Here is a 21,260-nt window from a genome sequence, read left to right on the forward strand (position 1 = left end):
GGAGGACCCATGACCATCACCGCACCATCAGCGGCCACCGCACGGCCGGGGGCGGGTATGAAGGTCGCGTTGTTCGCCACCTGCGCCAACGATGTGATGTTCCCGCAGACGCCGATCGCGACCGTGAAGCTGCTCGAACGCCTCGGCTGTCGCGTCGAGTTCCCGATGGAACAGACATGCTGCGGGCAGATCTTCGCCAACACGGGCTATTTCGACGAGGCCGTCGGGTCGGTGAAGACCTTCCTGCGGGCGTTCGAGCGGTACGAGTACATCGTGGGGCCGTCCGGATCCTGCGTCGGAGCCGTCCGGCACCAGCATGAGATGCTGGCCCGCCGGGCGGCCGGCGACAGGGTCGGCGATCGGGTGGCAGCCGTCGCGTCGCGCACCTATGACGTCAGCGAGTTCCTCGTCGACGTGCTCGGCGTGACCGACGTGGGGGCCTACTTCCCGCACCGGGTCACCTATCACCCGTCGTGTCACTCGGTGCGCATCGCCAAGGTGGGCGACAAGCCCTACCAGTTGCTCAAGGCAGTGCGAGGGCTCGATCTCATCGAGTTGCCGAACGCGGAGCAGTGCTGCGGCATGGGCGGCACGTTCTCGCTGAAGAATCCCGATGTTTCCACCGCGATGGCCGGCGACAAGGCGCGCAACGTCGCCTCCACGGGGGCCGAGTACCTGTGCGCGGGCGACAACCTGTGCCTGCTCAACATCTCGGGTGTGCTGAATCGGACGAAGGCGGGCGTCAAGCCCATCCATCTCGTCGAGATCCTCGCCCACTCGGAAGGGGACAACTGATGGGAACCGAACTGGAACGCCTGACCCCCGCACCGCCCGAGGGGGATCTGCTCGACTCCCCGCGCTTCCCGCAGGCCGCGAAGACCGAGTTGGCCAATCACCAGCAGAGGACGAACCTTCGCCACGCCACCACCACCATCCGCAACAAGCGGGCCCGCGTGGTGGGGGAGCTGTCGAACTGGCAGGACCTCAGGGATGCGGGCGAGGCGATCAAGACGCGGGTCGGGCGGCATCTGGACGAGTACCTGCTGCAGTTCGAGGAGAACTTCACCAAGGCGGGTGGCCACGTCCACTGGGCGCGGGACGCCGAGGAGGCCAACCGCATCGTCGTGGCGCTGGTCAAGGACACCGGCCAGGAGGAGATCGTCAAGGTCAAGTCGATGGTCACCCAGGAGATCGACATGAACGAGGCCCTCGAGGCCGAGGGCATCGCCGCCTGGGAGACCGACCTGGCCGAACTGATCGTCCAACTGGGCCACGACCGCCCCAGCCACATCGTGGTGCCGGCCCTGCACCGCAACCGGTCGGAAGTGCGTGAGATCTTCCTCAAGGAGATGGGACGCTACGGCACCCCGCCTCCGGACGATCTCGACGACCAGCCGAAGAACCTGGCAGGTGCGGCCCGCGTCCATCTGCGCGAGAAGTTCATGCGGGCGAAGACCTCGACGTCGGGCGCGAATTTCGCGATCGCCGAGACCGGGTCGCTCGTGGTGGTGGAGTCGGAGGGCAACGGCCGCATGTGCCTGACGCTGCCGGACACCCTGATCTCGGTCGTGGGCATCGAGAAGATCCTGCCCACGTTCGACGACCTGGAGGTGTTCCTCCAGTTGCTGCCGCGTAGTTCCACCGGCGAGCGGATGAACCCCTACACCAGCGTCTGGACCGGGACGACCGACGGCGACGGCCCGAAGAACGTGCATGTCGTCCTCGTCGACAATGGTCGTACCAATGTGCTGGCCGATCCCGAGGGACGCGCGGCGCTGAGGTGCATCCGCTGCTCGGCGTGCCTCAACATCTGCCCGGTGTACGAGCGGGTCGGCGGGCACGCCTACGGCTCGGTGTACCCGGGCCCGATCGGGGCCATCCTCAACCCGCAGCTGCGGGGCACGGACTCCGAGATCGACCGGTCGCTTCCCTTCGCGTCCAGCCTGTGCGGAGCCTGCAACGAGGTCTGCCCGGTGAAGATCCCGATCTCCGACCTGCTGGTGCACGAGAGGCACAAGGTCGTGGAGGCCAAGAAGAAGGATCCGCCGCACATCCCCCACACCGCCGAGCCCCAGATCATGGCCGCAGCAGCGTGGGTGATGGACGACCACCGGCACCTCGAACTGGCAGGCAAGGGCTCGGAGTTGGGCTCCAGGGTGCTGGGTGGGCTGCTCGGGTGGAAGAAGATCGGCCCGTTGCCGCCCCCGTTGTCGCGATGGACCGACGCCAGGGACGTGCCGATGCTGCCGGAGCAGACCTTCCGCGACTGGTGGAAGCAGAATCGGGAGACGAAGAAGTGAGCGCCAGGGAAGTCATCCTCGCCAGGATCCGCAGTTCGCTGACCGATGTGCCCGTGGGCGTGGCTCCCGAGCGCGATGTGCCGGTGGCCTGGAAGTACGCGCAAGCCGTCGATGTCGGCGATGTGCTGGGTTCCTTCGCCCAGCGTGTGGCCGACTACAAAGCCACCGTGGTGCGCTGTGCGGCCTCGGAGGTTCCCGACGAGATCGCGAAGGCTCTCACGACCCTCGGCGTCAGGTCGGTGGTCGTCCCCACGGGTCTGGAGGAGTCGTGGAAGGACGCTGTGACGAAGGCAGGAGCGCATGTCGTCGTCGACTCCGAGGAGCACCGCCTGAGTCACAAGGAGCTCAACGACACGGGCGCGGTGCTGACCGCGGCCGCCGTCGGTGCGGCACAGACGGGCACCATCGTTCTCGATCATTCGGCTGACCAGGGGCGTCGCGCGCTCTCGCTGGTGCCCGACGTGCACGTGTGCATCGTCCGGGCCGACCAGGTGGTCTCCGGGGTGCCCGAGGCGGTCGCACGCCTCAAGGCATCGGTGCAGGCCGGCCAGCCGCTGACCTGGATCAGCGGCCCGAGCGCGACGAGCGACATCGAACTCAGCCGAGTCGAGGGCGTCCACGGACCGCGGACGCTGTACGTGATCATCGCCGAATAGCGATCCGCGGGGTGAGGGGCGAGCAGTCGGGTGCTCGCCCCTCGTTCCTGCGCGTGGTACCGGGTGGGTGCGACGAATGTCAGTGGTTCGGAGTAGCTTTGGGAGAGTGTCTGAACCCGTAAGAATCGATGGCCGCGGCGTGGATGAACTGCGCCCCGTCACCTTTACTCGCAACTGGCTCGATCACGCCGAAGGCTCGGTGCTGGTCGAGTTCGGTCGCACTCGCGTGCTCGTCGCCGCATCCGTGACCGAAGGCGTGCCGCGCTGGCGCAAGGGATCCGGGCTCGGCTGGGTGACCAGCGAGTACGACATGCTGCCGCGGGCCACGAACACCCGTAACGACCGCGATGCCCGCAAGGGACGCGTCGGGGGACGCACGCATGAGATCAGCCGCCTGATCGGCCGCTCGCTGCGCGGCATCATCGACTACTCGGCGCTCGGCGAGAACACGATCGTCATCGACTGCGATGTGTTGCAGGCCGACGGCGGGACGCGGACCGCGTCCATCACGGGCGCCTATCTTGCCTTGTCGGACGCTGTCGCATGGCTTCGGGGGCGAGGTCTGCTCGCGGGCGAGCCGCTCCTCGGGTCGGTCGCCGCGATCAGTGTGGGCATCGTCGGGGGTGTTCCGATGCTCGACCTGTGCTACGAGGAGGACTCGACCGCCGAGGTCGACATGAACATCGTGTGCTCGGGCACGGGGGATTTCATCGAAGTCCAGGGAACGGCCGAGGGCAAGCCCTTCGATCGCGACCTGCTGAACCAACTCCTCGACCTCGGCCAAGCCGGTTGTGCGGAGTTGACCGGGCTGCAGGCCGCAGCCCTGCATGGGGAAGTGCAGAAACAATGACTGTTCAGGTACTCCTTGCGACGAACAATGTGAAGAAACTCGGGGAGATGCGCCGCATCCTCGCCGAGCAGGGCCTCGACATCGAGGTCAAGTCGCTGGACGACTTCCCGGCCTATCCGGAGCCCGTCGAGACCGAATGGACCTTCGAGGGCAACGCGCTCCTCAAGGCGCGTGCCGGCACGGAGCACACGGGCCTGCCCACTCTCGCCGACGATTCCGGCCTGTGCGTGGACGCGCTCAACCAGATGCCCGGCGTCCGCTCGTCGCGTTGGGCCGGGCCGGCGCACGAGGACGTCGCGAACCTCGAACTGGTGCTGCGGCAGATCGACGACGTGCCGAAGAACCGCCGCACCGCCCGGTTCGTTTCGGTGATGGCGCTCGTCCTGCCCGACGGCCGCGAGTTCACGACCCGCGGCGAGATGCCCGGACGCATCGCCTTGGCCTCGAAGGGGGCACGTGGTTTCGGCTATGACCCGATCTTCGTCGCGTTCGAGCAGCCGGAGCGTCCGGGGTGTGATCGTCCTCGCACGAATGCCGAGCTCACCCCCGAGGAGAAGGACGCCATCAGCCACCGCGGGCGTGCCGTGCGGGCCATGGTGCCCATTCTCCTGGAGGCATTCGGCGACGACGCACGTCTCGTCCTGGACGAACCGGACGACGACGCCCTCGATCCAGCCCAGCCCGAGGTGATTGCGAGGAACGCGTGAGGCAGTATCTCGACCTGTTGCGCCATGTGCTCGACCACGGCGTCCACAAGGACGACCGTACGGGCACGGGGACGACGAGCGTGTTCGGCCATCAGATGCGCTTCGACCTGTCGGAGGGCTTTCCCCTGCTCACCACGAAGAAGGTCTTCACCCGTGGCGTCTTCGGGGAACTGCTGTGGTTCCTCAAGGGTTCGACGAACACCGCCTGGCTGGTCGAGAACAACATCCACATCTGGGACGAGTGGGCGGACGAGCACGGAGACCTGGGGCCGATCTACGGCTACCAGTGGCGCAGCTGGCCCACCCCCGACGGGGGACACACCGACCAGATCGCCGCGGTGATCGATGCCATCAAGCGCAATCCGAACTCACGCCGGCACGTGGTGTCGGCCTGGAACGTCGCGGAGATTCCGCAGATGGCGTTGCCGCCGTGCCACGCCTTCTTCCAGTTCTACGTCGCCCCGCCCGCCGAGGGCAGGCAACGGGGACGCCTGAGCTGCCAGATGTACCAGCGCTCGGCCGACCTGTTCCTCGGGGTGCCGTTCAACATCGCGTCCTACGCCACGTTGACGCACATGGTCGCCCAGGTCTGCGATCTCGACGTCGGCGACTTCGTGCACACGCTCGGTGACGCCCATATCTACGACAACCACCTCGACCAGGTGCATGAACAGCTGACGCGTGAGCCACGCGCGCTGCCCAGGCTCTGGCTGAACCCCGAGGTGCACGACATCGACGGCTTCACGCTCGACGACATCCGTGTGGAAGGCTACGACCCGCACCCGGCCATCAAGGCACCCATCGCCGTCTGACCGACGGCACCAGACGAGGAGGCCGGATGCCGGTTGTCGCCATCGCTGTCGTGGCCCGCAACGGGGTGATCGGTGACGGTCACGACCAGCCCTTCAAGTTTCGCGAGGACTGGGCGCGGTTCAAGCGCGTGACCATGGGGCATCCGCTGATCATGGGGCGGCCGACCCACGAGGCAATGGGGCTGCTGCCCGGACGGACGAGCGTCGTGCTGACCCGTCACCCCGAGGGGCTCACGTTCCCCCGCGCCGAGGACGGGAAGCCGCGCGGATACGCGGTGTCGTCCATCGAGCAGGCCCTGGAAGTGGCGCGCGGTCTGGACGACACGGTCTTCATCGCCGGCGGCGGGCAGGTCTACCGGCTCGCCTGGCCCCACGTCGACGAACTCGACCTGACGCGGGTGCACCAGGACGCGGCCGGCGATGTGGTGTTCCCCGACGTCGATCCGGGGGGGTGGCTCGAGGTGGCTCGCGAGCCGCACGAGCAGTTCGATTTCGTCCGCTACCAAAGGAGGAGCGCCCGATGATCCGCAACCTTGCCATCGGCGACACCGTCGCCTTCACCAAGACGCTCGGCGAGTCCGACGTCTACCTGTTCGCCGGCATCACAGGGGATCTGTCGCCCAACCATGTCAACGAGGAGTACGGCCGGACGACGCGCTACGGCGGGAGGATCGCCCATGGGATGCTGGTGCTGAGCCTGGCGTCCAACACGTCCACGATGATCCAGGCCAAGGCGCAGCAGGCGTGCGTCAGCTACGGCTACGACCGTGTGCGGTTCCTGGAGGGGGTCCTCATCGGCGACACCCTCACCGTGACATACCGGATCACCGAGATCGACCAGGACGCCGACAAGAGCTTCGCGGACATCGAGATCCGCAACCAGCGTGGGGATCTGTGCGCCGTCGCGACCCACATCCTGAAGTTCTTCGACGCCCCGCTGGCCTGAGCGTCCGGGGCTGCCATGCGTCCCACCCCGTCGGTTCTGCACCTCGACCTGGATGCGTTCTTCGCCTCGGTCGAGCAGCGCGACAAGCCGTCGCTGCGAGGCAAACCGGTGGTGGTGGGCGGAATCGGTGGGCGCGGAGTGGTCGCGACGGCCAGTTACGAGGCCCGCGAGTTCGGCGTCCGGTCGGCGATGCCGACCGCGGAGGCTCGTCGTCGCGTGCCGCACGCCGCCTACCTCGGGGGGCGGTTCGACGCCTACCGGCAGTCGAGCCGCATCGTGATGGCCCTGCTCCACGAGCTGAGTCCGCTGGTCGAGCCGTTGAGCCTCGACGAGGCCTTCGTCGACCTCGAGGCCGGGGGCGTGGACGCGTCCGATCCGGGTGTCGTCGAGGCCCTCGTCGACGAACTGCGCGCTGAGCTCACCCGGCGCACCGAGGGACTCCATGCCTCGGTGGGCGTGGGATCGAGCAAGTTCATGGCCAAGGTCGCCTCGGAGGCGGCCAAGCCCGACGGGCGGCTCATCGTCCTGGCCGGGCAGGAACTCGATGTCGTCTCCCCGCTGCCCGTGCGTGCCGTGCCCGGGGTGGGCCCGGCGACGATGGAACGCCTGGCCAAACTGGGGATCGCCACGGTCGCCGACCTGCAGCATGCCAGCGAGCGCGAACTGGTCCGGGAACTGGGGTCGTCGGCTGGGTCGTCCCTGCACGAACTTGCCTTCGCACGGGACGATCGTCCGGTGCAGTCGACGCGGGAGGTCAAATCGATCTCGGTCGAGGACACCTTCCAGGTCGACGTCATCGATCCCGCGCAGCTCGCGGGCATCGTCGACCGGGACGCCGAGTCGGTGGCCGCCCGCCTTCGGCGTGCGGGGTTGTTCGCCCGCACGATCACCCTGAAGGTGCGGTTGGGCGACTTCACCACGTGGACGCGATCGCGCACGCTCGACGGCGCCACGGACTCCACCGAGCGGATCCGCTCGGTGGCCCACGGGCTGCTGAGCGACCTGGAGTTGCGTGAGGGCGTGCGTCTGCTGGGCGTGGGCGTCGCCAATTTCACCCAGGCCGCCCAGGAGGAGTTGTTCTGGCCGGACGAGAGCCCCGCCCCGGTGATCGAGCAGGTCGTCCACACGGCTCCCGCGATGCGTCGCCGGTTCGGTCTCGCGGACCAGTGGATCGCGGGCATGGACGTCGAGCACGACGACCACGGGCGCGGATGGGTGTGGGGAGCCGGCCACGGCATCGTGACCGTCCGCTTCGAATCGCGGCTCACCGGCGTCGGCCCGGTGCGCTCACTGGCGGCCGACGACCCGCGTTTGCGTGCGGTGGGGCCGCTGCCGATGACCTGGGCCGTGGCCGAACCGTCGTTCACCGACAATCAGGATGCGGACGGGCGGGCTGTGGACGCACAGAGCGCCGACAACCCCTAGTCGGCGTCGGCACCCACCACCGGGTGCCGACGCCGACCGGGCTCAGGCCCGTTTCTGCTGACGGACGAACAGGATGAGCATGAGCAGCAGCACCACGCCGTAGGCGATCTGCTGGCCTGCTTCCGGAAGCCCGACCACCTGCAGGAAGCTCAGCAGGACGACGATGGTGCCGACACCCGAGAAGGTGCCGCCGTACCCGCCGACGCCTCCGAAGATGCTCGTCCCGCCGATGACGACCGCGGCGATGGAGCTCATCACGTAGGGGTCGCCGAGGTTGTAGTAGCTCGATCCCACGTAGCCGGTGAGCATGAGCCCACCCAACGACGCCATGAGTCCCGACACCACGTAGATGGCCACGATGACCAGCCAGACCCGCACACCCGATGCCTGCGCCGCGCGCCGGCGCAGGCCGACCGCGTACAACTGCATCCCGAAGACCGTCTTGCGCAGGACGAGGACGATGGCGACGCCCAGGACGAGCCACAGGATCACGCCGCCGGTGAGGACGCCGGCGAACCGGTGCGTGATGAACGCGATGATCGCCGGGCTGGCGTTGCCCTTGTTGACCCCGCCGGTGACGAGGTAGCTCACGCCCAGCAGGATCGTCATGGTGGCGAGCGTCATGACCATGTCGGGGATCTTGAGCAGCGCGACCCCGAGACCGTTGAACAGCCCGACCACCAGGCCGATCGCCAGGGTGAGCCCGATGGCCACCGGCATGGTGGCGTCCGTACCCGCCATGACCAGGGCCGTGACCAGGTTGGTCAGAGTCATGACCGCGCCGACCGACAGGTCGATGCCGCCGATCAGGATGGCGAGGTTCTGGCCGATCGCCACTACGCCCAGCAGGGCCATCAACTGCAGCAGGCTCGCGATCTGATGCGCGCTGCGATAGCCCGGTGCGAAGACGAAGGTCACGATGACGACCAGCAGGAAGATCGCGTGCGGCGCGATCTGCACGAGTGTCAGGCGAGGGCGGGCCGGCGTCCCCGAACCCTGACCATCGGTCACCGGTGTTGCGGTGGTGGCGCTCATGCCGCCCTCCTGATGGCTTGTGACGAGTTCTGCCGAGCGCGCCCGATGAGATACGGGCCTCCGAGGGCCGCGACCAGGATGAGCCCGATGACGACGTACTGCCAGTAGCCGTTGAGCCCGAGGCTGAAGAGCAGGTTGCCGATCAGCTGAAGGGTCACCGCCCCTGCCACGGCTCCGGCCAGCGTGCCGCGTCCGCCGGCGAGCACCGTGCCGCCCAGGACGGCGGCCGCGATCGCGTTCATGGTGAACGGGACACCGATCTTGGGGTCGCCCGACATCGCTGTCATCGTCATGAGGATGCCGCCCAGGCACGCGAACACAGCACCGAGCACGTAGGTGAGCGCGCGGGTGGCCTTCACGTTGATGCCCGACGTGAAGGCGGACGTCTCGTCCTCGCCGACCGCCATGATGGCCGGCCCGAGCTTCGACCTGCGGATCGGGTACCACACCAGTACGGGCAGCCCGATGAGCAGCACCAGCGAGAACGGGATGGGGCCGATGAGCAGCAGCGGTATGTCGGCGAACCAGCGCGGCACCGAGCCGCCCGGCTGCGGCAGGATGTACAACGCGCTGCCCGCGAGGATGGACGACGTGGCCAGCGTGATCACCAGCGGCGGCAGGCCCATGTAGGCGATGAGCAGGCCGTTGATGGCTCCGACGACGATCGCCACGACCAGGGCCGCGACGGCTGCCAGGACGATCGGTACGCCGCGGCCCGCCAGCACGATCACGATCACGTTGGTGATCGTGAGCACGTTGCCGAGCGACAGGTCGATGCCCTTGCCGAAGATCACGATCGCCATGCCGCAGGCGACCATGGCCAGGGGCAGCACCTGGGAGATCACGATCGCCACGGACGAGATCGACAGCCGCGAGGTGTTGAGCATCCAGGCGATGACGACCACTGCCATGATCACGTAGGCCGCGACGGCCGGTGGCTCGCGGCGTGCGAACCGCATGATCGCGTTCATTCGGCGACCTCCTCCTCGACGCCCTGGAAGGCTGCCCCGGTGATGGCTTCCTCGGTGATCTGGTCGCCGGTGAGGGTGCGGACGATGCGTCCCTCGGCCATGACGTGAACGATGTCGGCGAGCCCGACCACCTCGGTGAGGTCGGTCGAGAGCATCAGGACCCCGACCCCGTCGGAGGCCAGCCTGCGGAGCAGGGTGTAGATCTCCTGCTTCGTGCCGACATCGATGCCGCGTGTCGGATCGGCGCACAGCACCACCTTGGGATTCGCGACCAGCCACTTGCCGATCACGACCTTCTGCTGGTTACCACCGGAGAGCTGACCGGCTACCAGCGTGGGGTCGGGGGGCCTGATGGCGACCGCCTCGATGGCCTGCTTGGTGACCGCGGTCTCCTTGGTGGTGCTGATCCACCCCGCGACGGCCCGCCTCGCCACGGTGGGCAGCGAGACGTTCTGCCCGATTGTCATCGGCAGGACGAGGCCTTGGGTCTTCCTGTCCTCCGGGATGAGGACGACGCCGTTGCGGATGCCGGCGGCGACCGACGGGAAGGGCGAGAGCGTGCGTCCACCGAGCCTGATGCGTCCTTTGGCCGACCGAAGGCCCGCGATCCCCTCCAGCAAGGGGGTCTGGCCATGGCCGGCCAGACCTGCGAGTGCGACGATCCTGCCCCTGGGAATCGTCAGCGCCACGTCGTGCACCTGGGTTCCCGTGACGTTGAAGTTCTCGATCTCCATCACGATCTCGTCGGACGCGGACCGCGCGGGTGCCTTGTCCGGGTAGACCGCATCCAGGTCGCGTCCGACCATGAGCCGGACGATCTCCCGTTCGTCGGTTGCGGCGGTCGTCCGCGTGCCCGCGTGACGGCCGTCCTTGAGGACCATGATCTCGTCCGACACCTCGAACATCTCGCTCATGCGGTGAGTGACCAGGATGAGGCCGGTGCCCTCGTCGCGGAGCTGGCGGATCAGGTCGAGCAGCGTCTGCACGTCGCCCTCGCGCAGGCCCGACGTGGGCTCGTCCAGGATGAGGATGCGTGGCGAGGCCACCATGGCCTTCGTGATCTCGACCATCTGCTTCTGGGCGAGGGTGAGATCGCGGACCATGGTGTGCGGACTCACCTGCAGGCCGATCCGGTCGAGCAGTGCCGTCGTCTGTTTGTACTGCTCGCGGCGGTCGACGAAGCCCAGCCGCGTGCGGGGCTCACGCCCGAGCGTGATGTTGTCGGCCACCGACTGGTGGTCGAGGACCGACAACTCCTGGGCCACGGCGGCGATCCCGAGCTCGCGTGCGAGGGCCGGGGTGAGCGTGCGGGGCTGACCGTCGATCTCGACGGTGCCCTCGTCCGGCTGGTAGATGCCCGTGAGCACCTTGATGAGAGTCGACTTACCGGCTCCGTTCTCTCCCGCGATGGCGGTCACCGTGCCGGCACGCACTGTCAGGTCGACCCCCGACAGTGCGTGCACGCCACCGAACGACTTGCGGATACCCGAGGCGGCGAGGATCACGGCGCCCCCGGAGGGAACGGAGCCGGCGTCAGTCACGAATGATGAACTGGTCAAAGCCGCACGTCACCCGAAGAGGTTGGTCAGGACGTCGTCCGGCAGGTTGGTGGGCAGGAACATGGCGTCAGACATGTCGGTGCGCACGTAGTCGTCGAGGTTGTCCTGGGTGATCACGTCGAGCGCAACCTTGGGGGCCTGGCCCGGATCCTCCCCGCGGAGGGCCTTGATGCCGTAGTCGAGCGCGGTCACGACCAGTGCCGGAGACTGCGACGGGGCGATCGAGGCCCAGCCGCTGGCGTCCTTGAGTTCCTTCCACTTCTTGAGGAAGCCGTTGTAGCCCTCCCCGGGCATCGGCACGAGCGACATGCTGCGCTGCTCCATGACCTCGATCGCGCCGAGGGTCATGGCACCGCCCTGGGAGTAGATGCCCTTGACGTCGGGGTGCGCCGAGAGCAGGTTCGCAGCCGCGGACTGGGCTTTGGCCTGATCCCAGTCGCCGGCGGCGTTGGCCACGATCTCGATCCCGGCGTCCTCCAGAGCCTTCTGGGCGCCCTCGATGCGTCCGTTGCTGACCGGGGTGCCCGAGACGCCGTCGAGCATGAACACGGTGTCGCCGCTGGAGAGCTGGCTCGCCAGCCATTCCCCGCCGATCTGCCCGAACTCGACCGGATCGGTGTTGACGATGATGTTGTACTCGCTCTCGACGGCATTGTCGAAGGAGACCACCTGGACGCCCTGCTGCTGCGCACGCTCGACGACACCGGTGAGCGCACTCGCGCTCGATGCGTCGATGAGCAGCAGGCTGACCCCGGCCGTCAGCATGTCGTTGATCTGCGAGATCTGCTTGTCGACCGAGTTGTTGGCGTCCGTGATGATCGTCTTCGACACGTCGGACTTGTATTGGTTCTCGCAGGCGTACTGGAACTCCGCGACCATCTGCGAGCGCCACGAGTTGCCGGCCCATCCGTTGGCGAGGCCGACGACCAGCGGCCCGTCCACCGACGGGACCATGTGGTTGGCGCCGGAACCCGCCGAGGAGCCGGAGCCCGAACTTCCACTGCCCGCAGTGGAACAACTCGCCAGGACGCCTGCGGCGCCCAGGGCGAGTGATGACTGCAGCAGTGCCCTGCGGCTGATCGGATTGGTCATGTCTTCCCCCTCTAGATGCTGGCCGACGTCGCTGCCGGACCAGTGGTTGTTGTCGGAATGAGGAGAACCCTGCCATCGAGTTCGCTGGCACGGGTCGAATCGGGTGGGGTGGCGGTGGTGACGGCCAGGATCGAGCGATCGGGGCCGACGAAGCAGCAGCTGGTGGGGTTGTTGACGGGCAGGTGCCACACGAGATCGACACGTCCGTCGGGGGCATACCGGACGAGCCGCGCCCCGTTCCACTTGGCCGACCAGAAGCAGCCCTCGTCGTCGATCGTGCCGCCGTCCGGGACGTACCCGTCGGGGTCCTGGGCGAAGACCCGGCGGTTGCCGATCGTCCCCGACTCGTCGTCGTAGTCGAACGCCCAGATCACTCGCGGGATCGAGTCGGTGTAGTAGAAGGTGCGCCGGTCGGGGGACCAGTCGAGACCGTTCGAGGTCGTGATGCCCGAGACCTGCTGGGAGACCCCCTCGGCGTCCCATCGATAGAGGGCCGACGTGGGCTCGTCCTCGGCATAGGTCATCGAGCCGAACCAGACGCGGCCGCGGGGATCGGTCTTGCCGTCGTTGAACCGGTGGGTCGCGGGGGAGTGAGGCGCCTGCCAGATCTGCTCCCATCGGGACCCGTCCGCGGAACTACGCCACAGGCCGTCGGTGAACCCGGCCACCCAGCCGCCCTCCGCGTGCGGGACCGCGAAACCGACGAGTTGCGGGAGGTCGTGGGTGGTGACCTGGGTGCCGTCGAGCGTCGCGGTGTGGAGCTTGCGACCGAGGATGTCGACGAAGCCCAGGCGAGAGCCGTCCCAGTACGGACCTTCGCCGAGCGCCGTGCTGAACGGAAGGCCGAGGATGTCGGGATTCAGCGTCTTTTCGTGCATCGATCGCCTCTGATCCGGGAGCAACTACGGTGTTCACCTAGCGAAACCTCTGTGTTCGCCTACGCAACATACTCTGTGATAGATCCTGGAGGCAACTCTTCTGACGTGGAAATGTGTGAGAATTGCGCACGTAGCGACCGCCGGATTCTTGGGGGCGTCATGACCGTCATGGACGACTACATCGCCCGTCATGAGGGCGCGAAGGCCGGGCTCATGCGAGAGCTGGCCGATCTGGTCCGGGCACTCGTGCCCGACGCGGGGGAGAAGATCTCCTATGGCATGCCGACCTTCACCCTGAACGGTTATCTGGTGGCCTTCGGGGCGTTCGCGAAACACATCGGGCTCTATCCGGGCTCCGAGGGCGTCGCAGTGGTGGCCGACGAACTCGACAGGCTGGGGCTCAAGCACGCCAAGGGCACCGTGCAGTTCCCGCTGGACCACCCGCTGCCGAGGGATCTCGTGACGAGGATCGTCGAGTTCCGCGTCACGCAGCAGCGCGCGAAGAGGTAGGCGCTCGGCGGCTTCAGTTAGGGAAACGCTGATCAATGATCCCTGAGCCTGTCGAAGGGTCGCGGAACTGTCGTCCGGAAGCGGGCTTCGACAGGCTCAGCCAGCGTTGCTCGCATTGATCAGCGTTTCCTTAGCGGGAGCTGATCAGCCGAGGTACGCGTCCGCCAGCAATCGGGCGATGACCCAGTCCTGCATGGCGATGCCCACCGACTTGAAGACCGTGCGCGGAGCACGGGTCGACGGGGCGGATCGCAGTGCGGAGCCCAGCTCGACGAGGTCGTCGACCGCCAGAGCTCCCGCCCGCAGTGCGTGGATGATCTCGCCCGACTCCTCCAGGATCGCCCCGATCTCGTCGACGACGATGAAGCTGTCGGCGAGTAGTTCGTCCGGGAGCTCCCGCATCGTGGGGCGGTAGGCTCCGATGGCATTGACATGCACGCGTCGGGGCAGCGCGGAGGCAGGGAACAGCGGTTCGGACGTGTTGGTGGCGCAGCAGACCACGTCGGCATCCGCCACGGCCTCGACGGGATCGGTCGTGATGCGGACGTCGATGCCCGACAGCTCGGGACCGAGTGCTTCCAGGAACCTCCGGGCGCGGCCAGGATCGGTGTTCACCACCGTCAGCCGGTGGATCGGCCGGACGGCCCGGACGGCACGTACCTGGTCGGCGGCCTGCCCGCCGACACCGAACAATGTCAGACGGCTCGCGTCCGGCACGGCCAGCAGATCGGTCGCCACTCCCACTGCCGCGCCCGTGCGCAACGCGGTGACCACGCCCGCTGGGGCGACCAGGTGGTCGGCGCGGGCGGCCTCGCTCCACACCACGGTGCCCGAGATGGCAGGCACGCGAGAGAAGTTCAGGCTCAGCGTCTTCACCATCGCAGTCGCGCTGGGGCGATGATGCGCGGACATCACGAGGAACTGTCCGTCCCGCAGCACTGTTCGCACCGGCATCTCGAACTCACCCGCGGCCAGGCCTACGAAGCCGCGCCGTATCGCGTCGATGGCGGCGGGCATGCTCACAGCCTGCCGCACATCGTCCTCGTCGAGGGTGATGGTGGTCATGGCTGTGTTCCTGTGATCTCGATCGGGCTTGTGCGGGAGAAGGGACTCGAACCCTCACGCCTTTCGGCACAGGAACCTAAATCCTGCGTGTCTACCAGTTCCACCACTCCCGCGCTGCCGTGACGGCGGGCACCAGTGTAGGGCATGGTCCCCTATGAGCCACGGGGCGACAGGGCGGGACGGGTCACCGCCGTCAGATGTGAAGCAGCCCGAGGTCGCGGCGCAGGCGGTCGACGTGCCCGGTGGCGCGCACGTTGTACTGTGCCAACTCGATCGTGCCGACTCCCTGCTCGTCCACATCGACCAGGAACGTGGAACGCAGCACGCCGTCGACGGGCTTGCCGTAGAGCACCTTGGTGCCCCAAGCGCCGTAGGCGCTGATGACCTGGCGGTTCTCGTCCGACAACAGGGTGACCTTGAGATCTTTGCGGGTGCGGAACTTCTGGATCTTGTCGGGGGAGTCCGGGGAGATGCCGACGACGTCGATCCCGGCCTCCAGGAAGTCGTCGCGAGCCTGAGTGAAATCGATCGCCTCGGTGGTGCAGCCCGGCGTCATCGCTGCGGGGTAGAAGTAGACGACCACCTTTCGTCCCTTGAAATCGGACAGTGAGATGTCGCGTCCCTCGGCGTCCGGAAGGGTGAATGGCGGTGCCGCGTCGCCTGCTGCCAGTTGCGTCATGGCCCAACCATAGGCCATGGGTATGACGGGTGCACCGACTCGCTCGCGGGCATTAGGCTTGGGACACTGACTGTCGAGACTGGGTGGAGGACAACGTGGCTTCCAGGCAACGCACACCGGAGCAGATCCGAGCCGACATCGCCGCGACACGGCACACGATCTCGACGGGGGTCGAGGGGCTCGTATCCGAGGTCCATCCCACCACGCTCAAGAACCGGGCCGTCGACGATGTCAAGCAGACCATCAAGCAGACCTTCGACGACACCAGGAAGGTGATCTTCGACACCGTGGACGAGACGAGGAACTGGTTCGTGGACTCCGGTGGTGTCCGCTGGAACAACGTCGGCACCGTCGCCCTGGTCGTGGGCGGGGCCGCCGCCGTGTTCGGTGCCTTCGCGGGTGCGGGCGCGCTGATCCGCAGGGCGACGAAGTGAGTCGTGCGGACGCCGACGCTCCGGAGTCGCCGCAACCCGAGGAGGATGCGGACGTAGACGCCGCCGAGGTGGCATTCGACGAGCCGACCGGCGGGGCCGGTGAGTCCCAGGCCGCGTTGCCGATCCGCATGCTTCACGACCGCGTCCTCGTCGATCCGGACGACGAGCAGGGTGAGCGCCGAAGTTCCGGTGGCATCCTGATCCCCGCCACCGTGCAGATGGGACGCAAGCTCGCCTGGGCGAAGGTCGTCGCCATCGGATCGAACGTCCGGTCGGTGAGGCTGGGCGACCGCGTCCTGTTCGATCCGCAGGAGCGGGCGGAGGTCGAACTGCGCAACAAGACCTATCTGCTGCTCAGGGAACGCGACCTGCACGCGGTCGCGGCAGAGCGTCTTCAGGACTCCGGCACAGGCCTGTATCTGTGAGGCGTGCCCATCGGCGCGGGGCATCGTGATGATTTCGTCTTTTCCCGGCCCCTGCGCTAAAGTAAATCGTCGCGCGCACTACTAGCTCAACTGGCAGAGCAGCTGACTCTTAATCAGCGGGTTCAGGGTTCGAGTCCCTGGTGGTGCACTCGTCCGGCTCCGGTTCAACCGGAGCCGTTCCTGTCTCCGGTGATCGATCGCAGGAAAGCACCTCGTGCCGGGCCCATCCGGGCAGTTTGGCGACCATCAGCGACCAGGAGTCGTCCGCCATCTGGAACAGCAGGTCGTCGGGGACGACGCCGTCCAGTGTAACGGTGTTCGCATAGGGCTGGAGAGGCGTCTGGCAGTGGTAGCCGCGCACCACCCGGCCGGGGAAGGTCGAACGCAGGTACTGCCCGTCCTCCGGGGTGCATCGGAATGTGGCCCGGGCGTCCCCTCGCAGCTCGAACAGTTGCAGGAAGATCGGCCCCCTGTCCTGCGACGGAGCCTTGACCTTGACCACGGTGACGTCCGGGCCGAAGGGGAAATCGAGGAAGGCGCCGGGCTTGCCCAGGCAGTAGTCGAGGAGCCGATCGGTGAGGCCGGCTCCGGGCCCGTGATCGTCCGCCATGACCGAACCCTAGTCGCGGGTCTTGGCCATGGTGTTCGCCGAGGAGGAACCGCCCTGGCCGAAGCCGTGGTAGCCGGCCCTCCCGGCGGCAAGCGCTCTGGTGGACGAGCCGTCCGGGACGTGTGTGACGAGCCGGTCGACGTCGAACCAGTCGAAGAACGCGTCTGCCAGATCGAAGATCTCGGACACACGGACGAGGTCCTCGTAGTCGGGCGGAAGACCGAGGCGCAGCAGCGCCCACCGGAGGTCGCTGTGGTGATCGGCGGGATGGGCGGACACCTCGATGATTCCGATGGCTCTTCCGGACGACCTGTCGACCACCGCGAAGTCGACGCATCCGTGCTCGGTTCCCTCAGCCAGCCAGGAGGCGATGGTCGCCCGCATCTGCTCGGCTGTCGTGCAGGGCGGGCCGGAGGCGCGGTCGGGTGATCCGGGCACCGCCGTGATCGCCGAGTCGATGTGGTACGTCAGCAGATCGTCGGCGTCCTGCAACCGCACCAGCCGGAAGCGAAAATGCTCCGACTCCAGGACGGGAGGGGTGGCCACGGGGTTCACGTGGGCAGGGGCGAGCGTCGCGGACGTCAGCAGGCGTAGCCAGGAGTGATCCGACTGCGCAACCAGGCAGAACTCGTTGGCCTCGGGGTCGTGCATCACCACGAACCCGCTGTCGTCGTCCTCGTGATAGTCGCTGATGCGGCGGCCGCCGAGAGCTTCGGCGCGGTCGACCGCCTCGCGCAGGTCGTCGACCTCGATGTCGAGGTGCAACCGATTCTTCGGGGACCCCTTCGGCTCCGGCACCACCTGGAAGTACAGCTTGACGGCCCCGGCGTCCACGACACCTCCCAGGCCCGGGCGGAAGCCCCACGGACGATCCAGCAGGTTCCCCCAGAACGAGGCCGTTCCGGCCGCGTCGGAGCAGTCGAAGGTGACTTCTTGAATCGTGGGTCTGACAGCCATGACGACATCCTGGCAGAGCCGTCCGACATTGTTGGGCGCGCCTCAGCGACCCGATTCCTCGCCGGCGAAGCAGGCGGGGAAGACCTCTGATCATCGGCAATCCGCTGCTGGTGAGCCTCCGGCCTGATTGAATCGTCCAGTCAGCACCACAACCGCAGTGGTCGTCCGCCGAGGGGGAGGCCGTCATGACGACTGAGCAGAGCAGGACTCGCGCTCGCGAGCGTCACGCGCGCCCGCATGTCGAACTGGCTCCGACGGGGCTCGTCCGGCCCCTCGCCGACCACAGCGTTCAGCCACCGAGTTCGCCGAACCTGTCACCGAGCGCACTGCTCGTCCAGACGGTGGAGCAGCCGTCGGCCGCTCCCATGCGGCGCATCGACCCCTTCGACCTCGTGTTCCCGGGGATGAACTCGCTGGGCGCCGTCCTCGCGTTGAGCGCGGCGCTGGTCGCCGTGATCGCCGGGCCCGGTGCCGAGATCACCACCGGCATGTTCGGATCGGGCGCGGGACTGCTCTCGACCGGGCCCGAGGCCTTCTTGATCTGGTGGGCGGTCAGCGCGGGGCTGGTCGCCTTCCTCGTGTGGCAGTGGATCCCGGCCCACTGGGCATCGCCGCGGCTCATCCTGCTCACCCGGCCTTCGGTCGTGGCGGGTCTGGCATTGCTCGCGTGGGTGATCCTCGGCCGCGAGGGCCATGTGGTCGGGGCCGTGACGTGCCTGTCCATGGCGATCGGCGCCTTGTGCGTGCTCGTCTGGCGCCTCGCCCGGAACCCTGCGTCCACAGTGCTCGAACGATTCGCGACGGACGTGGGGTGGGGGCTCCTGCTCGGCTGGAGCTGTGTCGAACTGCTCATGTCGGTCGGTGTGGTGGTGGACGCGTTCAGCCTCGTCGAGGACGATCAGGCGCTCCTGGTGGCGCTCGGCGCGTTCTGTGTGTTCATCGCCGGCAGCCTGGGCCTGGCTGGAAAGCTGTATCGCCAGTACTGCGTCGGGTTGGCGGTGCTGTGGGGGTTCGGCTGGATCGGCCACGAGCGGTTGCTCGGGTTGCCCCGCGACTACCTGCTGGGCGGCGTCGCCGTCTTCGGGGTGTTCATCATCCTCGCAGCCTTCTACGCGTCAGGACGCCGGGTGCGGCACCGTGTCGCAGGTCTGGGCGGACGACCGCCCGCGTCCTAGCGGGTGCCGTCCTCAGCGGGTCTGTTCGGCGCGGTTCCTCGTCGTCCGGACGATGCGGATCCGCTCCTGGCGCAGTCGTTCGTGCTCCGCGTTCAACTCCGGCCGATCGATGGGCTCCAGTTTCGTCCCCAGCGCGAGTTCCAGCAGATGGTCGGCGAGCGCCGGGTTGCGGGGGAGGATCGGGCCGTGCGGATACAGGCCGATGACACGGTCCTGCACCGCCCCGTCGTGCCCGTCGGTGCCGTTGCCCACCCCGACCTCGACCGAGGCGAACGGGGTGGCGTCCGAACCGAGCGAGGTGAAACCCCCGTGGTTCTCGAAGCCGGTGATGAGGTCCTCGGTGCCGTCGGGACGCGTCCAGTGTGTGAGTATCTCACCGACCGCCCGCTCGGAGCCACGGCGGGTCTCCACGTCGAGGAGCCCGAGCCCGCCGAACACCTCGTCGTTGTCGCCCACGGTGAAGCTGTGCCCGCACAGCTGATAGCCCGCGCACACGGCGAACAGGACGCCGCCGGCGTCCAATCCCCGGTGCAGACCGCCGTCGGCCTCGAGAGCCTTCACGGCCGCGATCTGGGCGAGGTCCTCGCCGCCGCCGAGCAGGTAGATCAGGCCGTCGTCCGGCACCGGTTCGCCGGGCTCGACGTTGACCACCTCTGCGTCCAGATCACGCCACTGGAGTCGCTTGGCGAGCACCATCCCGTTGCCGCGGTCGCCGTAGATGCCGAGCAGTGATTGATAGACGACGACGATCTTGTGGCTCACTTGAGCTCCACCCCTCCCATGCGGCACAGCCGCAGGAACGCCGAGTAGGTCGACAGCACGTCGACGGTGCTGTCGAAAGGTCCCTTCAAGGCCTCCGCCATGTCGGGGATCACCTCATGATCGACCTCGGCGTAGCTGAGCCGCACCGCGAGGTCGCTCGCCCGCGGCCCGGTGGCGATCACGCGCCGACCGCGCAATCGCTCGTACTCGACGTCCCACATCCAGCTGACGTCGGTGCCGTCCGCGATGGCCGAGTCGACCGCGAGCACCACGGGATCGGATTCCATGACGAGCAGCGATTCGGCCCAGCCGGCGGGGTTCTTCGCCAGGACGAGGCGTGCCTTCGTCGGACGAGCGCCCGCGGACGCGTACGTGCCGATCGCGAACCTGCCGGCAGGAGCCTCGACCGTGCGCATGCCGTGCAGGGCGACCGGCTCGTAGACGCCCATCTCGACCGCTGCGGCCAGGGCACATACGGCGTTGCCACGATTGAACCGGCCCGGCACCTTCAAGCCGAGTTCCTGGCGCTCGCCGTCGGCTCGGACGACGTCGCCGCCGTCGACCCGGTAGTCGGGGGGCATCTCGGTGAGTTCGCAGCCCGGGCAGTCCCAGTTCTGGTCGGCGTCGTGGGTGAGTACCGCACCGCAGTTGGGACACAGGGCGGCGTCCTGCGCCCAGCCTGTGCCCATGTCGATCCACACGGCGCGGTGCGCGGCGGACGCGGCCCACACCACCAGGGGGTCCTTCGTGTTCGCCACGACCACCGGCCCCTGGTCGCCGGCCGCCAGCAGGGCCTCCCGCCACTTGCGACCGAGAGCGTTGATCTCGTGATGCCGGTCGAGCTGGTCGCGACTGAAGTTCAGCATGATGAGCACCTCGGGGTGCCCGTAACGAATCATGTCGGGGACGACCTGCTCGTCCACCTCGAGGATCGCGATCGGTGCCTTCGGGCGCGTCGACAACGCCGAGACGACTCCCTCGCGCAGGTTCGCCCCGTCGGGGTTGGTGACGACGTCACGCGGATCGTGCACGGATTCGCGCAGGGCCGCGGTGAGCAGATGCGTCGTGGTGGTCTTGCCGTTCGTCCCCGACACGACGCCGATGCGCTTGCCGGCCAGCAGGCGCCGGAACAAGCCCGGGTCGATCTTCATCATGATCGCGCCCTTGATGGACGCACCGGTGCCGCGCCCGGTCACGCGGGAGGCGAACGCCGCGGCATTGCCCAGGCCGAAGGCGAGTGCCTGGCGGGCCAGAGTCAGCGGTTGGGGAGTTTGTGAAACGGCTGGAGCCACCAGGCCATTGTGGCAGACCTTGGAAGTGGGGACGGGGGCGTGACACTGGGGCATGTCGCGATGGAGAGCAGAACGCACGATAGTGGCAGTCTGCGCTTCGCAGGGTCCCTGGCCATGTCT

The 21,260-nt window shown here is 67.6% G+C and carries 24 protein-coding genes and 2 tRNA genes; 14 read left to right on the top strand and 12 right to left on the bottom strand.

Features of this window, described 5'->3' with window-relative positions; all coding sequences use genetic code 11:
• The first annotated feature begins 9 nt into the window (after window positions 1-9).
• The 9 genes from FB473_RS03330 to FB473_RS03370 all read left to right on the top strand — a co-directional run bounded on the left by FB473_RS03330 (window position 10) and on the right by FB473_RS03370 (window position 7,696).
• On the top strand, window positions 10-795 hold the full coding sequence (locus tag FB473_RS03330) for a (Fe-S)-binding protein (RefSeq protein WP_167164819.1): 786 nt from the start codon (window positions 10-12) through the stop codon (window positions 793-795).
• Window positions 795-2,300 carry a LutB/LldF family L-lactate oxidation iron-sulfur protein gene (locus tag FB473_RS03335; protein WP_167164821.1) on the top strand — a complete coding sequence of 502 codons (1,506 nt, stop codon included), beginning with the start codon at window positions 795-797 and terminating at the stop codon, window positions 2,298-2,300. Before FB473_RS03330 ends, FB473_RS03335 begins: the two co-directional genes overlap by 1 nt.
• A complete protein-coding gene (locus tag FB473_RS03340) occupies window positions 2,297-2,956 on the top strand; it encodes a LutC/YkgG family protein (RefSeq protein ID WP_341770014.1) in 660 nt (219 codons plus the stop codon). The genes FB473_RS03335 and FB473_RS03340 overlap by 4 nt, the downstream gene beginning before the upstream one ends.
• Before the next feature lie 76 nt (window positions 2,957-3,032).
• Entirely contained in the window at window positions 3,033-3,806 is a 774-nt protein-coding gene (rph, locus tag FB473_RS03345; protein ID WP_167164825.1) for a ribonuclease PH, read from the top strand.
• Window positions 3,803-4,513 (top strand): RdgB/HAM1 family non-canonical purine NTP pyrophosphatase, encoded by a 711-nt coding sequence (gene rdgB, locus FB473_RS03350; RefSeq protein WP_167164827.1) that lies wholly within the window; start codon window positions 3,803-3,805, stop codon window positions 4,511-4,513. The genes rph and rdgB overlap by 4 nt, the downstream gene beginning before the upstream one ends.
• Window positions 4,510-5,325, top strand: coding sequence for a thymidylate synthase (locus tag FB473_RS03355; protein ID WP_167164829.1), 816 nt, complete (start codon window positions 4,510-4,512; stop codon window positions 5,323-5,325). Before rdgB ends, FB473_RS03355 begins: the two co-directional genes overlap by 4 nt.
• A 26-nt stretch (window positions 5,326-5,351) precedes the next feature.
• A complete protein-coding gene (locus tag FB473_RS03360) occupies window positions 5,352-5,849 on the top strand; it encodes a dihydrofolate reductase (protein WP_167164831.1) in 498 nt (165 codons plus the stop codon).
• Complete coding sequence (locus FB473_RS03365) at window positions 5,846-6,271, top strand: MaoC family dehydratase (RefSeq protein WP_167164833.1); 426 nt, start codon at window positions 5,846-5,848, stop codon at window positions 6,269-6,271. Before FB473_RS03360 ends, FB473_RS03365 begins: the two co-directional genes overlap by 4 nt.
• A 15-nt stretch (window positions 6,272-6,286) precedes the next feature.
• Window positions 6,287-7,696, top strand: a complete 1,410-nt coding sequence (locus FB473_RS03370; RefSeq protein WP_167164835.1) for a DNA polymerase IV — start codon at window positions 6,287-6,289, stop codon at window positions 7,694-7,696.
• Between the two features lie 42 nt (window positions 7,697-7,738).
• On the opposite strand, the gene FB473_RS03375 is transcribed toward FB473_RS03370, so the two are convergent.
• From FB473_RS03375 to FB473_RS03395, 5 genes are read right to left on the bottom strand one after another with little or no spacing between them, the layout of a single operon-like run.
• Window positions 7,739-8,731 (bottom strand): ABC transporter permease, encoded by a 993-nt coding sequence (locus FB473_RS03375; protein WP_167164837.1) that lies wholly within the window; start codon window positions 8,729-8,731, stop codon window positions 7,739-7,741.
• On the bottom strand, window positions 8,728-9,702 hold the full coding sequence (locus tag FB473_RS03380; protein WP_167164839.1) for an ABC transporter permease: 975 nt from the start codon (window positions 9,700-9,702) through the stop codon (window positions 8,728-8,730). The genes FB473_RS03375 and FB473_RS03380 overlap by 4 nt, the downstream gene beginning before the upstream one ends.
• Complete coding sequence (locus FB473_RS03385; RefSeq protein ID WP_167164841.1) at window positions 9,699-11,243, bottom strand: ATP-binding cassette domain-containing protein; 1,545 nt, start codon at window positions 11,241-11,243, stop codon at window positions 9,699-9,701. Before FB473_RS03385 ends, FB473_RS03380 begins: the two co-directional genes overlap by 4 nt.
• Before the next feature lie 27 nt (window positions 11,244-11,270).
• Window positions 11,271-12,353 (bottom strand): substrate-binding domain-containing protein, encoded by a 1,083-nt coding sequence (locus FB473_RS03390; protein ID WP_167164843.1) that lies wholly within the window; start codon window positions 12,351-12,353, stop codon window positions 11,271-11,273.
• An 11-nt stretch (window positions 12,354-12,364) separates the two neighbouring features.
• Window positions 12,365-13,231, bottom strand: a complete 867-nt coding sequence (locus FB473_RS03395) for an SMP-30/gluconolactonase/LRE family protein (protein WP_167164845.1) — start codon at window positions 13,229-13,231, stop codon at window positions 12,365-12,367.
• 159 nt (window positions 13,232-13,390) lie between these two features.
• Here FB473_RS03395 and FB473_RS03400 point away from each other — a divergent pair, with 159 nt between their 5' ends.
• Window positions 13,391-13,741 (top strand): iron chaperone, encoded by a 351-nt coding sequence (locus FB473_RS03400; protein WP_167164847.1) that lies wholly within the window; start codon window positions 13,391-13,393, stop codon window positions 13,739-13,741.
• Window positions 13,742-13,885: 144 nt separating this feature from the next.
• Here the strand turns inward: FB473_RS03400 and FB473_RS03405 are convergent, their stop codons facing one another.
• The 3 genes from FB473_RS03405 to bcp all read right to left on the bottom strand — a co-directional run bounded on the left by FB473_RS03405 (window position 13,886) and on the right by bcp (window position 15,485).
• On the bottom strand, window positions 13,886-14,806 hold the full coding sequence (locus FB473_RS03405; protein ID WP_167164849.1) for an ornithine cyclodeaminase family protein: 921 nt from the start codon (window positions 14,804-14,806) through the stop codon (window positions 13,886-13,888).
• Window positions 14,807-14,837: 31 nt separating this feature from the next.
• Window positions 14,838-14,919: transfer RNA gene (locus FB473_RS03410), tRNA-Leu, on the bottom strand.
• Window positions 14,920-14,999: 80 nt separating this feature from the next.
• The gene (gene bcp, locus FB473_RS03415; protein ID WP_167164851.1) at window positions 15,000-15,485 is read right to left on the bottom strand and encodes a thioredoxin-dependent thiol peroxidase; all 486 of its coding nucleotides are present in this window, start codon (window positions 15,483-15,485) and stop codon (window positions 15,000-15,002) included.
• Between the two features lie 95 nt (window positions 15,486-15,580).
• On the opposite strand from bcp, the gene FB473_RS18185 reads away from it, so the two are divergent.
• The 3 genes from FB473_RS18185 to FB473_RS03430 all read left to right on the top strand — a co-directional run bounded on the left by FB473_RS18185 (window position 15,581) and on the right by FB473_RS03430 (window position 16,492).
• Window positions 15,581-15,919 carry a DUF3618 domain-containing protein gene (locus tag FB473_RS18185; protein WP_376837280.1) on the top strand — a complete coding sequence of 113 codons (339 nt, stop codon included), beginning with the start codon at window positions 15,581-15,583 and terminating at the stop codon, window positions 15,917-15,919.
• Complete coding sequence (locus FB473_RS03425) at window positions 15,916-16,344, top strand: GroES family chaperonin (protein WP_425546699.1); 429 nt, start codon at window positions 15,916-15,918, stop codon at window positions 16,342-16,344. Before FB473_RS18185 ends, FB473_RS03425 begins: the two co-directional genes overlap by 4 nt.
• A gap of 75 nt (window positions 16,345-16,419) precedes the next feature.
• Window positions 16,420-16,492 (top strand) — tRNA-Lys (locus FB473_RS03430).
• Here FB473_RS03430 and FB473_RS18560 read toward each other — a convergent pair.
• Entirely contained in the window at window positions 16,454-16,954 is a 501-nt protein-coding gene (locus FB473_RS18560) for an MmcQ/YjbR family DNA-binding protein (RefSeq protein WP_167168964.1), read from the bottom strand. The two genes, FB473_RS03430 and FB473_RS18560, sit on opposite strands and share 39 nt — an antisense overlap.
• Before the next feature lie 9 nt (window positions 16,955-16,963).
• Window positions 16,964-17,911, bottom strand: coding sequence for a GNAT family N-acetyltransferase (locus tag FB473_RS17595; RefSeq protein WP_208390415.1), 948 nt, complete (start codon window positions 17,909-17,911; stop codon window positions 16,964-16,966).
• Between the two features lie 185 nt (window positions 17,912-18,096).
• Between FB473_RS17595 and FB473_RS03445 the strand changes: the two genes are divergently transcribed.
• A complete protein-coding gene (locus FB473_RS03445) occupies window positions 18,097-19,086 on the top strand; it encodes a hypothetical protein (protein ID WP_167164853.1) in 990 nt (329 codons plus the stop codon).
• Between the two features lie 12 nt (window positions 19,087-19,098).
• On the opposite strand, the gene FB473_RS03450 is transcribed toward FB473_RS03445, so the two are convergent.
• The gene (locus FB473_RS03450; protein WP_167164854.1) at window positions 19,099-19,848 is read right to left on the bottom strand and encodes a glutamine amidotransferase; all 750 of its coding nucleotides are present in this window, start codon (window positions 19,846-19,848) and stop codon (window positions 19,099-19,101) included.
• Window positions 19,845-21,140, bottom strand: a complete 1,296-nt coding sequence (locus FB473_RS03455; protein WP_341770015.1) for a MurT ligase domain-containing protein — start codon at window positions 21,138-21,140, stop codon at window positions 19,845-19,847. The genes FB473_RS03450 and FB473_RS03455 overlap by 4 nt, the downstream gene beginning before the upstream one ends.
• Window positions 21,141-21,260 lie beyond the last annotated feature (120 nt).

Origin of the sequence: Brooklawnia cerclae, assembly GCF_011758645.1 — a bacterium.
GTDB lineage: Bacteria > Actinomycetota > Actinomycetes > Propionibacteriales > Propionibacteriaceae > Brooklawnia > Brooklawnia cerclae.